Origin of the sequence: Isoptericola croceus (genome assembly GCF_029382255.1) — a bacterium.
Lineage (GTDB): Bacteria > Actinomycetota > Actinomycetes > Actinomycetales > Cellulomonadaceae > Isoptericola > Isoptericola croceus.
This window is the reverse complement of record NZ_JARLLG010000001.1, coordinates 1,073,804-1,085,961: the sequence shown is the minus strand read 5'-3', so window position 1 is coordinate 1,085,961 and position 12,158 is coordinate 1,073,804. Positions and strand designations below refer to the sequence as shown.

Here is a 12,158-nt window from a genome sequence, read left to right as displayed (position 1 = left end):
AGCCCGTCAGACCTGGTTCGTCCGCTCGTGCATTTGGCAGCAGCGGGGTCCCAGGACCAGGATGCAAGTCGCCAAACACGCAAACCGGACGGCACTCGTGCTGCTCAATCTTCAACGCGGGACCCGACAATCACGCTGGTGAGAACATCTCACAGGGCGGTTCACGGATCGCTTTCGAGCAGCGCACGACAGCGGTCGGTCATGTCCGCTGGAACCAGTCCGGACTTGGTGGCAGAGAAACCCGCAACGACCCTCGTCGGTCACGAATGTACGTCGCATAGTCGACGAAGTGGCGACGGCGGCCAAGATAGTGCGGATAGTGGTCGAAGTGCCATCTGCATGCCTCGATGAACTCGGTGTGGTCATCGAGGCCAAGACGAGCGCAGATCCCCGCGAACGCGTCCAGGTCGCTCAGCATCTCAGCGCACTGTGCGGGCGTCGCACCATTGGCACCCCACAACACACCGCTGGGGAGTTCGTGAATCGCGTAGTCGATCCAATCGCGAGAGCGACGGTAGACAGCGCGGTCTTCGTTCGGCACGTCCGTCATGTACTTCCCATCCGAGCTCGACTACACATTGAACCTAAATTCGACTACGTCGCCGCACATACCAACCTCTGCCCCCACTCCGACCGAACGGACCATCTCGCATCGGAGATAAGAGGCTATGACCGAATCGTGCTGGCCCTCTCTGAGTCCCGCCCGAATCACAACGGGGACATCTGGGACGCCTGAGGAGTCGCCGAAATGAGCCAGGACGTGTAATTCTCTGACACGCGTCCACCAAGTTTGTCCACCGCGCACGCGACCACGTCCACCTCGCGAGGTGTCCAATCGCTGAAGGTGCGGAACAGGGCTCGCACCTGGTCCGTCGTGAGGTCGATCGCCCAACTGTATCGGGAGATTCGTTCGACTGCGAACAATCCCGAATGGGCAATCTTGTCCGCCGTCACCTGGGAGTTTTCAGGATTGCCGACCCGACCGACCCCGCGGGATTCGACGATGCGCTGCACCTCGCGACGAAACGGCGTGATCTCTGCCGTGGGGTCTCCGAATACGTTACGCCACACCAGGAGTCGACCGTTGTCGTTCAAAGACCTATGGATGATCGGCAGCACGATGCCGAGATCCATCCAGTGAAGTGCCGTCGCGATAACGGCAAGATCGAAAGAATGCTCCGAGGGCTCAATGTCTTCGGCCCGCGCTCGGATCACAGTTGCGCGCGGAAACCGTTCCTCGATGGTCGCTGCCAGATTGGCACCAGGCTCGACCGCAACTACGTCCATTCCGTGAGCGAGGAGCACCTCCGTGGCCTGACCGGTGCCCGCGCCGAGGTCAAGCGCGCGACGGCCCGGCGCGACCAGATCCGTTGCCAGCACATCCTGCCAAAGCGATGGCGGATACGGCGGCCTGGCCTCGGCGTACTTTCCTGATACACCTTCGAAGTGCATCGGATCGAGGTCGGACATCCGTACAGTGTATCGGCACAATCACTAGCACCTCTCGGCGACGCGGAAGCTCCGCGCGTGCGGGAACGCGATCAGACGCTAGTCCGGAACGCGACTACACGTTAAACCGAAATTCCACCACGTCGCCGTCGGCCATCACGTAGTCCTTGCCCTCGATGCGGGTCCTGCCCGCGGCCTTGGCGGCCTGGACGGAGCCGTGCTCCACCAGGTCGTCGAACGAGACGATCTCGGCCTTGATGAAGCCGCGCTCGAAGTCCGTATGGATGACGCCGGCCGCCTGCGGGGCGGTCCAGCCCTTGCGGATCGTCCAGGCGCGGGCCTCCTTGGGACCGGCGGTGAGGTACGTCTGCAGGCCCAGGGTGTCGAAGCCCACGTGGGCGAGCTGGTCGAGACCGGCCTCGGCCTGCCCCGTCTCGGCCAGCATCTCGGCCGCCTCGTCCGGCTCGAGCTCGACGAGCTCCTCCTCGAACTTCGCGTCCAGGAAGATGGCGTGGGCCGGTGCGACGAGCTCGCTCATGCGTGCCTGCATCGCGGTGTCGGCGAGCCCGGCGTCGTCGGTGTTGAAGACGTAGATGAACGGCTTGGCCGTCATGAGCTGCAACGAGGCGATCTCGGCGAGGTCCAGGCCCGCGGCCTTCGCCCCCTGGAAGAGGGTGGTGCCGGCCTCGAGGATCTCCTGGGCCTGCTTCGCCGCGGCGAGCAGGACCGGGTCCCCCTTCTTGATCTTGACCTCCTTCTCCATCCTCGGCAGCGCCTTCTCGAGGGTCTGGAGGTCGGCCAGGATGAGCTCGGTCGAGATCGTCTCGATGTCCCCGGCGGCGTCCTGCGAACCCTCGACGCGCACGACGTCGCCGTCGTCGAAGGCGCGGGTCACCTGGCAGATCGCGTCCGCCTCGCGGATGTTGGCGAGGAACTTGTTGCCCAGCCCCTCACCCTCGGACGCACCCTTGACGATGCCGGCGATGTCCACGAACGAGACGGTGGCGGGCAGGATGCGGTCCGAGCCGAAGATCTCGGCGAGCTTCCCGAGCCTCTCGTCCGGCAGGGGCACCACTCCCACGTTCGGCTCGATCGTCGCGAACGGGTAGTTCGCCGCGAGCACGGTGTTGCGGGTCAGGGCGTTGAACAGGGTGGACTTGCCGACGTTGGGCAGGCCGACGATGCCGATAGTGAGTGCCACGTCGGCCCAGTCTACGCATCGACGCGACGCCGGCCGCCAGGCCGCGACGTCACTGCTGGAACGTCACGGCTGGACCGTCACGTCACGGTGCCAGGACTCGGTGGTGTACTTCGTGCGCCAGCCGAGCTTCGTGTAGAGCGACTCGGCGCCCGTGGGGCTGTCCGCGTCGACCTCCAGGCCCACCCGGCGACGGCCGCTGGCGGCCGCGTCAGCGATGACGGCGTACAGCAGCGCGGTGGCCACCCCCCGGCCTCGCGCCACTTGCAGCGCACCGATGTAGTCGATGTAGGTGCCCCTGTCGCCTTCGGCGTCCGGCCCGGTCTCCGAGCCCACCAGGGCCCCGGCCGGCACCGGCTTCGCGTCCGGCGTGGAAGGGTCGTGGGTGAACGCCAGCCACCAGTGGTCCCAGCGGTGCCCAGGGTCCTCGCGGAGCCGCTGCACGAACTCCGTGAAGTACTCCTGGTAGGAGTTGAAGTGGTCGGTGAAGGCCGTCTCCAGGACCTGGTAGACGGCGTTGAGGTCCTCGGCGACCGGCATGCCGTTGTCGTGCTGAGCCACCCGGCGCACGGTCACGCCGTCCTTGGGGGCGGGGAAAACCCCCGGCTCGCCCTCGCGAGCCTCCACCGGCCGCGACATCTGCCACCAGGTGCGCACGTGGTCGAACCCGGCCGCGGCCAGCCACCCTCGCAGCACGTCGTCACCCGCGAAGGCCCCGGCGTCGAGCTGGGTGGCTTCCAGGCCTCTGAGCTGCGCGAACTCGCGACCGACGTCGGCCAGCCACCCGTAGCACCAGGCGGCCACCTGCTGCTGGAGCTCCTGGTCCATCGTCCGGTCGACCTCGATGCCGATGACGGCGCGACCGGCCGCGCGGTCGTGGGCGTGCGCCCAGGCGCGGACGACGCCGGCGGCGTCGCGCACCACGGCCTGCCGCCGGGTCCAGGACGCCTGACCGGCGACCTCGTTCTCGATCGCGGCCGTCTCGAACGCGGCCGACCCCGTGTACGGCGCCGCCTGCCGCCCGCGGAGCTCACCCAGCCGCGGGACGTCGGAGAGCTCGGGAGCCACCGCCGTCCAGTCGTCGGGAAGAGTCGATACCGGGCGGTCACTCGCAGAATTCACGCCGACCAGTGTGGCAGGTCCGCGCGACACGCCCGGGTGCGTGGGCCCCGACGCGCAGGTCAGCGGAAGGCCGCGACCTGCGCCAGCAGCTCGGGCTGGCGACGCTCGTAGACACGTGCACCCCAGCGCACGCCGACGACCAGAGCCACGGCTGCGGTGAGCAGCCCGACCACCACGGCGACCCCGCCCGTCGTGGCGCTCGGCCCCAGGATGCCCCGGAGCGCCAGCACGATCGTGGGGAGCGTGAGGACCAGCACCACGCCGAAGGCCGCCGACTGCGCCACCATCGTCGCCAATGCCGCACCCTGCGGCGTCTTCAAGGCGCTCTCGCCCGGCCTGGGCACTGGGTAGACCATCCGCGCCGACACGACGCTCGACGTCCCCAGGGCAGCACCGAGAACCCCGAAAGACAGACCCAGCAGCGCCGGGAGGGCGTCCCAGCGGTCCGCCGCAACGACCGCGGCGACGGACAGCGCCACGACGAGCGGCACACCCAGGACCAGGACCGGCAGCACACGGCCCCACCGGTCGGCACGGCCCGGCACACCGGTAGCCACGTGCAGCGCGAACGCGGTGTTGTCGTACCCGATGTCGTTGGAGACCCCGAACCCGAGGATGAACGCCGCCAACGGCGGCACCACCAGCAGGAGCCCGGCGCCCACTCCCGACGAGACCCCGACCATGGCCAGCGCGATCGGCAGCAGCGGCACCATCGCGAGGGAGGTCGCATAGCGAGGGTCCCGCACCCAGTACGTGGCACAGCGCGCGGCCACGGCCCCGGTCGGGGTAGCGGGCAACCTCGAGAACCAGCCCAGCCCGCGCACCCGTCCCCCGGCGGCCGCACGACGCGGGCTGACCAGGGCACGGGCGAGCGCTCGGTCCCACACCCGCCACAGCACGCCCAGGGTGACCGCGACGACGACGACGCGGGCAGCGAGCAGTCCCCACTCTCCCTCGTGCACCGCACCCGCGAACGCCCATGGCGCGCCGAAGGGGGTCCAGGCGACGACGTCCGCCGCAGCCACGACGGACGCTGCGACGGCATTACCTGGTCCCGTCATCGTGACCGTCACGCCGGTCTCGTCCACCGATTTCTCCGCGACCCCGGACCACCAGCCGATCGCCGGCCCGATCAGCAGCAGCGGGACGATCGCCACGACGGTGAGGACCTCGCGGTACCGGCGGGACTCCAGCAGCGGCGCGAAGACCGACGTCACCGCACGCGAGCCCAGGATGCACAGCGCCAGCACGGCCAGGCCACCCACGGCGGCCGCGACCAGCGCGGGCGGGTCGCTCGACCAGGCGAACGCGGTGCCGAGCGCGGCAAGCAGGGTGACGGCGGCCGGGACGGAGACGGCACTGGCCGCCGCGAGACCGGCGAGCAGCCGGCGGCGCGGGATCGCGAAGGTCACGAACCGCAACGGATCCAGCGTCGCGTCCACACCGAACGCGAACAGCGGGACCACCCACCAGGCGAGCACGACGGCGGCGCCCGCCACGGTCAGGACCTGGCCGGTGAGGACCGGGTCGCTCCGACCGCCCACCACCGCCATGGCCACGAGAAAACCGACGACGGTCAGTCCGTACAGCACGGCGACGCAGAGCCCGATGGTCTGCCACGCGCTGCGTCGCAGGGTGTTGGCCAACAGCCTCAGCTTGAGTCGGACGAGGTGCGCAACCACGCCAGTCCCTCCGTCTCCCGGCGGCCACCGACCAGGTCGACGAACCGGTCCTCCAGCGTCTGCTCGCCGCGGACGGCCTCGACCGTGCCGGCGTCGAGCACGTGGCCGCCAGCGATGATCGCGACGTGCGAGCACATCCGTTGCACCAGGTCCATGACGTGGCTGGACACCACCACCGTGCCGCCCCCGGCGACGTAGGCGTGCAGGATGTCGCGGATGTTGGCGGCACTGACCGGGTCCACGGCCTCGAAGGGCTCGTCCAGCACGAGGATCCGCGGGGCGTGGATCATCGCGCTCGCCAGCGCGATCTTCTTGGTCATGCCCGCGGAGTAGTCGACCACGACGGTGTCGCGGTCCCTGGTGAGGTCCATGGCCGCGAGCAGCTCGTCGACCCGTTCGGCGACCGTCACCCGGTCGAGGCCCCGCAGCAGGCCGGCGTAGGTGAGCAGCTGGGCACCGGTGAGACGGTCGAACAGGCGCACGCCGTCGGGCAGGATCCCGAGCCGCGCCTTCGCCTCGTCCGGGTGCGCCCACAGGTCTGTCCCGAGCACGTGGGCCGTGCCGAAGTCGGGGCGCAGCAGCCCCGTCGCCATCGACAGCGTGGTCGTCTTGCCGGCGCCGTTGGGGCCGACCAGGCCGAAGAACGAACCGGCCGGCACGTCCAGGTCGATCCCTGCCACGGCGATCTTGTCGTCGAACCTCTTCCACAGGCCGCGCAGGCTGAGCGCCGCCGACGGGTCGGAGACGACGTGCGGCGGAGAGCCGGACGCGGGAGAACCCTGCTCAGCAGGGTCGGGAGGCACGGTCACGGCACCACCGTAACGGTCCGGTCCGGGCCGATCGCGCCCTTCCCCGGGTGGCACCGGCACGACTGTCGGTGCCCCGTGGCAACCTGACGGGCATGGAGACGACCACCGCTCTGCTGCTCGCGCTCGGGACCCTCGCCGTGGGGGTGCTCGTCGGCTGGCTCTGGAACGCCCTGCGCACCACCGGGCAGGACCGGTCCGGCGAGATGGAGTCGGTCCGGCTGCAGAGCGACCTCGCCGGCGCCCGGCGCGAGACGGCGGCGCTGCGCGACCAGCTCGAGCAGGCAGGTCAGGAGACCGAGCGACGGCTGGCCGACGCCCGCGAGCAGCATGCCCGGGAGCTCACTTCGCTCCGCGAGCAGGCGGACAGGCAGCTGCTGCAGGTCCGCCAGGACGCCGAGCGCCAGCTCGCCGAGGTCAAGGGCGACCAGGAGCGCACGGCCCAGCAGTTCCGCTCGCTGGCCGGAGAGGTGCTGCAGTCGAGCAGCAAGCAGTTCCTGGACCTCGCCGAGCAGCGCCTCAAGCAGTCCGCGATGCACGGCGACGAGACCCTGGCCAAGCGCGAGAAGGCCTTCGCCGCCCTGGTGGAGCCGATCGGCAAGAGCCTGGAGCAGGTGCGCCTCGAGGTGGCCGAGCAGGAGAAGAAGCGCATCGAGTTCGACTCGCGGCTCAGCGAGAACATGCGCAGCCTCGCCGAGGTCAACACCGAGCTGCGCAAGGGGACCAACGACCTCGTCACCGCGCTGCGGTCCTCGCAGGAACGCGGCGCGTGGGGCGAGCTCCAGCTCCAGCGGGTCGTCGAGGCCGCCGGGATGATCGAGCAGGTCGACTTCGACGTCCAGGTCCAGGCCACGAACGACGACGGTGAGACGCTGCGACCCGACATGGTGATCAACCTCGCCGGCGGCAAGCGCATCGTGGTCGACTCCAAGGTGGCGTTCCTCGGCTACCTGGAGGCGCAGCAGGCGGACGACCCGAAGGTCCGCGACGAGCGCATGGCCGCCCACGTGCGGCACGTGCGCAAGCATGTCGACGACCTGGCGTCCAAGCGGTACTGGAACCTCTTCGACCAGGCGCCTGAGTTCGTCGTGATGTTCGTCCCTGCTGAGGCGTTCCTGTCGGCCGCCCTGGAGCGTGACCCGTCGCTCATGGAGGAGGCGGCGCGCAAGAACGTGATCCTGGCCAGCCCTGCGACGCTGCTGGCGCTCCTGCGCACCGTCGCCTACTCCTGGCGTCAGCAGGCGCTGGCGGACAACGCCCAACAGGTGCTCAGGGTCGGCAAGGAGCTGCACTCCCGCCTGGTGACGATGGCCGGGCACGTGACGAAGATGGGGCGCTCGCTCGAGGCCTCGACGAAGGCCTACAACTCGATGGTGGGTTCGCTGGAGCGCAACGTCCTCACCTCGGCCCGCCGGATGGTCGAGCTCGACGTGGTGGACCAGCGGGACGAGATCGCGGAGGTCAGGGGCCTGCAGGAGACTCCTCGGCCGATCACCAAGCCCGAGCTGCTCGCCGCCGACGAGGGCGGCGTGGTCGCGATCGACTCCGTGAGCGCAGACTCCGCGCTCGAGGCCCTGGTCGAGGCCGACCGCCGGGCGCTCGAGCGGGCATCGGCGACCCGCGAGGACCAGGACTCCGAGAACGGCTCCGCGGACGACGCTGACGCCGCGGCGGGGTGACCAGGCCGAGGACCGGTACCCTCGCGTCCGTGGAGGCAGACCGTGACCGTTGATGCCTGGTTGACGCTCGCCGTGGTGAGTGGGGTGCTGGCCCTGCTCGTCCGTGGACGCATCGCACCATCGCTCGTGCTGCTCGGCGGAGCGGTAGCCGTCCTCGTGCTCGGTGTGGTCACTCCCCAGGAGGCGTTCTCGGGGTTCTCCAACCCGGCGCCCATCACCGTGGCCGCACTCTTCGTGCTCGCTGCCGCGGTCGAGAAGACCGGCGCCCTCACACCGGTGATGCAACGGACGCTGGGCGACCGTGGCACCTACCGCAGGCCGTTGCTGCGCAGTCTGCCCCCGACGATGGCGGCCTCCGCCTTCCTCAACAACACACCCGTCGTCGCGATGCTGGTGATGCAGGTGTCGGCGTGGGCCGACCGTCGCGACATCGCCCCGTCGAAGTTCCTCATGCCGATCTCGTTCGCGGCGATCATGGGTGGGCTGCTGACGGTCATCGGTACGTCGACCACCCTGGTCGTCTCGAGCCAGATGACGACGTTCGGGCTGGATGAGCTGGGCTTCTTCGAGATCGCCCGGGTCGGCCTGCCGATCGCCCTGATCGGTCTGGCACTGCTCGTGCTGATGGCACCCGTGGTTCTCCCGGACCGCCGCTCGGCGCGCGCCGAGGTCGAGGAGGAGGGACGCCGGTTCTCCTTCGAGATGCAGGTGGTCTCCGGCGGCCCGCTCGACGGCAGGTCGGTCGAGCAGGCACGGTTGCGGCGGCTGGACGGGCTGTTCCTCGCCTCCGTCGACCGAGGCGACACGGTGATCGCGCCGGTCCGGCCCGAGACCGTCCTGCGCGGGGGCAACCGCCTGCACTTCGTGGGTCCCGCGCACCGTGTCGTCGACCTCCAGGAGACACCCGGACTGCGGTCCACCGAGCTCGAGCACGTCTTGGACCTCGAGGAACCGTCCGTGCGCTACTTCGAGGCGGTCGTCGGCCAGCGCTCGCCCCTGGTCGGCAAGACGCTCAAGGACGTCGGGTTCCGGTCCACCTATCAGGCCGCGGTGCTCGCGATCCATCGGTCCGGACAGCTCGTCGCGAACCGGCTGGGTACCGAACGGATCCGGCTCGGTGACACGCTGATCATCGTCAGCGACCCCGGCTTCCGCGACCGCTGGCGCGACCGGCCGGACTTCCTGCTCGTTGCGGAGCTCGACGGGAGCCCTCCCGTGGCGACGTCGCGGGCGTGGGTCCCGGTCACCCTGCTCGCCGCGGTGGTCACCCTGGCCGCTACCGGGCTCGTGCCGATCCTGAACGGCGCGCTGATCGCGGCCGCCGTCGTCATCGCCACCAAGGTGCTGACGGCGTCCGAGGCACGGCGGGCGATCGACTTCGACGTGATCCTCGTCATCGCCTCGGCGTTCGGCCTGGCGGCCGCCATGGAGAGCTCGGGTCTGGCCGAGACGATCGCCGGCGGCCTCGTCGACGTGGCCGGTGTCCTCGGGCCCCACGGTGTGCTGCTGGGTCTGGTGCTCGCCACGATCGTGCTCACCGAGCTCATCACGAACAACGCCGCCGCACTGCTGATGCTGCCGATCGCGGTCAACGCCGCCGCCGCGGGGGGTGTCGACCCGCGGGGCGCGGCGATCGCCGTGGCGGTGGCCGCGTCAGCGTCTTTCCTGTCACCGATCGGTTATCAGACCAACATGATGGTGTACGGCCCGGGCGGCTACCGCTTCACGGACTACGCCCGCCTCGGGTGGATGTTCACCGCCCTGGTGATCGTGGCGGCCGTCACGCTGGTGCCACTGTTCTGGCCCGCGCCGGCGTGACGTTCAGACGGGCTGGATGGGCAGCTCGCGACGCTTCTGCGGGCGAGGGCGGTCGTCCGCCCCACCGGCCTGCTGGAGACCGGCCCGCAGCTCGCGAGGCAGGGAGAACATCAAGTCCTCGGTGGCGGTGCGGACCTCCTCGACGTCGCCGTACCCGTGGTCGGCGAGCTTGCGCAGGACGTCCTCGACGAGGATCTCCGGCACCGAGGCGCCCGAGGTCACACCGACCGTGGTGACGCCGTCGAACCAGGTGTCGTCGATCTCCGTCGCGCGGTCCACACGGTACGACGACCGAGCACCGGCCTGCAGGGCGACCTCGACGAGCCGTACCGAGTTCGAGGAGTTCGCCGAGCCGACCACGATGACGAGGTCGCACTCGGGAGCGAGCTTCTTCACGGCCACCTGACGGTTCTGGGTGGCGTAGCAGATGTCGTCGCTCGGCGGGTCCTGCATCTCCGGGAACCGCTCGCGCAGCCGGCGCACCGTCTCCATCGTCTCGTCGACCGACAGCGTGGTCTGCGAGATCCAGACGACCTTGTCCGGGTCGCGCACCACGACCTTGTCGACCTCGTCGGGCGAGTTGACGACCTGCACGTGGTCGGGTGCCTCGCCGGCGGTGCCCTCGACCTCCTCGTGCCCGTCGTGGCCGATGAGCAGGATGTCGTAGTCGTCCTTGGCGAACCGCACGGCCTCCTTGTGCACCTTGGTCACCAAGGGGCAGGTCGCGTCGATCGTGTCCAGGCTGCGCGCCGCCGCCGCCTCGCGGACCGCTGGCGAGACGCCGTGCGCCGAGAACACGAGCCGGGCGCCCTCGGGCACCTCGTCGGTCTCCTCGACGAAGATCGCGCCACGCTCGCGCAGGGTGTCGACCACGTGCTTGTTGTGCACGATCTCCTTGCGCACGTAGACCGGCGCACCGTAGGCGTCCAGCGCCTTCTCCACCGCGACCACGGCACGGTCCACGCCGGCGCAGTAGCCGCGTGGCGCGGCGAGCAGCACACGCTTGGTCGAGGTGCGGGCAGGGGCGGGGGCAGTCGTCGTCACCCGCCCAGTCTAGGAGGCATGGTGTGGAGAGCCTGTGACGGTCGCCTGCCGTCCGGCACGTGCGCTGTGGGTGACGTGCGGCATCCTGGGTCGCGTGACCGACGCCAGCCCTGGATCAGACTCCCCGCAGCCGCTGCCCGAGCGCGCCGCCGAGACCACGGCGGAGCGTCCGTGGCCGGTCCGCCTGCTGTCGACCAAGATCCGCGACTACGTCGCGCGGATGTCCACCGTGTGGGTCGAGGGCCAGGTCGTGGAGCACACCTACCGCCGCACCTCGGGGATGCAGTTCGTCACCCTGCGGGACACCGACGTCGAGGCGTCGCTCCCGGTGAACATGCTGACCCGCGCCTACGACGGGCTGGACCGCAAGCCGGACGTCGGCGACCACGTCGTGGTCCAGGCCAAGCCCGAGTTCTGGGTCAAGACGGGCCGGATGTCCCTGCGGGCGACCGCGATCCGTCAGGTCGGCGTCGGCGAGCTGCTCGCCCGGATCGAGCAGCTGCGCCGGGTCCTCGCCGCGGAGGGGTTGTTCGACGCCGAGCGGAAGCGGCCGCTGCCGTTCCTGCCCGCCGTCGTCGGGCTGGTGTGCGGCCGCGAGTCCAAGGCGGAGCACGACGTCGTGGTCAACGCCCGGGCGCGCTGGCCGCAGGTGCGCTTCGAGATCCGCGAGGTCGCGGTCCAGGGGGTCAACGCCGTGCGCGAGGTGTGCGAGGCGATCACCGAGCTGGACGCCCGGCCCGAGGTGGACGTGATCGTCGTCGCCCGCGGCGGCGGCTCCGTGGAGGATCTCCTGCCCTTCAGCAACGAGACCCTCGTGCGCGCCGCCGCGGCGTGCACCACTCCCCTGGTCAGCGCGATCGGCCATGAGACGGACACCCCGCTCATCGAGCTCGTGGCCGACTACCGTGCCTCCACCCCGACGGACGCCGCCAAGCGGATCGTGCCGGACGTCACCGAGGAGCGGCAGCGGGTCGTCCAGGCCCGCCAGCGGATGCGTGGCGCCGTGACCGCGCTGCTGGCGCGCGAGCAGCACGGGCTCGACGCCGTCCGGTCACGCCCGGTGCTCGCCCGGCCCCTGACGATGGTCGAGGCTCGCGAGACCGAGATCACCCAGCACCTGCGGCACGCCCGCCACCGCCTCGACGCCGCGCTGCTCCAGGGTGCCGGCGAGATCGGGCGCCTCGCCGCCCAGGTGCGGGCCCTGTCGCCCGCCTCCACGCTCGACCGGGGCTACGCCGTCGTGCAACGCAGCAGCGGCAGCGTCGTGCGGGCCGCCGACGACGTCGCGACCGGCGACGCGATCCACGTGCGGCTGGCCGCGGGGTCGCTGGACGCGCGGGTCACGGCCACCTCGTCCTGA

The 12,158-nt window shown here is 70.2% G+C and carries 10 protein-coding genes; 3 read left to right on the top strand and 7 right to left on the bottom strand.

Annotated elements, in window-relative coordinates:
* Positions 1-199 precede the first annotated feature (199 nt).
* The 6 genes from PZC42_RS05000 to PZC42_RS04975 form a co-directional block, all read right to left on the bottom strand.
* Positions 200-550 (bottom strand): hypothetical protein, encoded by a 351-nt coding sequence (locus tag PZC42_RS05000; protein WP_277208952.1) that lies wholly within the window; start codon positions 548-550, stop codon positions 200-202.
* Positions 551-708: 158 nt separating this feature from the next.
* On the bottom strand, positions 709-1,470 hold the full coding sequence (locus tag PZC42_RS04995) for a class I SAM-dependent methyltransferase (protein ID WP_277208951.1): 762 nt from the start codon (positions 1,468-1,470) through the stop codon (positions 709-711).
* Positions 1,471-1,564: 94 nt separating this feature from the next.
* Entirely contained in the window at positions 1,565-2,650 is a 1,086-nt protein-coding gene (gene ychF, locus PZC42_RS04990) for a redox-regulated ATPase YchF (protein ID WP_277208949.1), read from the bottom strand.
* Positions 2,651-2,713: 63 nt separating this feature from the next.
* A complete protein-coding gene (locus tag PZC42_RS22480) occupies positions 2,714-3,769 on the bottom strand; it encodes a GNAT family N-acetyltransferase (RefSeq protein ID WP_277208947.1) in 1,056 nt (351 codons plus the stop codon).
* A gap of 59 nt (positions 3,770-3,828) precedes the next feature.
* Positions 3,829-5,415 (bottom strand): hypothetical protein, encoded by a 1,587-nt coding sequence (locus tag PZC42_RS04980; protein WP_277208945.1) that lies wholly within the window; start codon positions 5,413-5,415, stop codon positions 3,829-3,831.
* 5 nt (positions 5,416-5,420) lie between these two features.
* Complete coding sequence (locus PZC42_RS04975) at positions 5,421-6,260, bottom strand: ABC transporter ATP-binding protein (RefSeq protein ID WP_438802908.1); 840 nt, start codon at positions 6,258-6,260, stop codon at positions 5,421-5,423.
* Positions 6,261-6,352: 92 nt separating this feature from the next.
* On the opposite strand from PZC42_RS04975, the gene PZC42_RS04970 reads away from it, so the two are divergent.
* Together PZC42_RS04970 and PZC42_RS04965 are read left to right on the top strand one after the other, a co-directional pair.
* Positions 6,353-7,936, top strand: coding sequence for a DNA recombination protein RmuC (locus PZC42_RS04970; protein WP_277208943.1), 1,584 nt, complete (start codon positions 6,353-6,355; stop codon positions 7,934-7,936).
* Between the two features lie 42 nt (positions 7,937-7,978).
* Positions 7,979-9,754 (top strand): SLC13 family permease, encoded by a 1,776-nt coding sequence (locus PZC42_RS04965; protein WP_277208942.1) that lies wholly within the window; start codon positions 7,979-7,981, stop codon positions 9,752-9,754.
* A gap of 3 nt (positions 9,755-9,757) precedes the next feature.
* Here the strand turns inward: PZC42_RS04965 and PZC42_RS04960 are convergent, their stop codons facing one another.
* Positions 9,758-10,798 (bottom strand): 4-hydroxy-3-methylbut-2-enyl diphosphate reductase, encoded by a 1,041-nt coding sequence (locus PZC42_RS04960; protein ID WP_277208941.1) that lies wholly within the window; start codon positions 10,796-10,798, stop codon positions 9,758-9,760.
* A 94-nt stretch (positions 10,799-10,892) separates the two neighbouring features.
* Here PZC42_RS04960 and xseA point away from each other — a divergent pair, with 94 nt between their 5' ends.
* Complete coding sequence (xseA, locus tag PZC42_RS04955) at positions 10,893-12,158, top strand: exodeoxyribonuclease VII large subunit (protein WP_277208940.1); 1,266 nt, start codon at positions 10,893-10,895, stop codon at positions 12,156-12,158.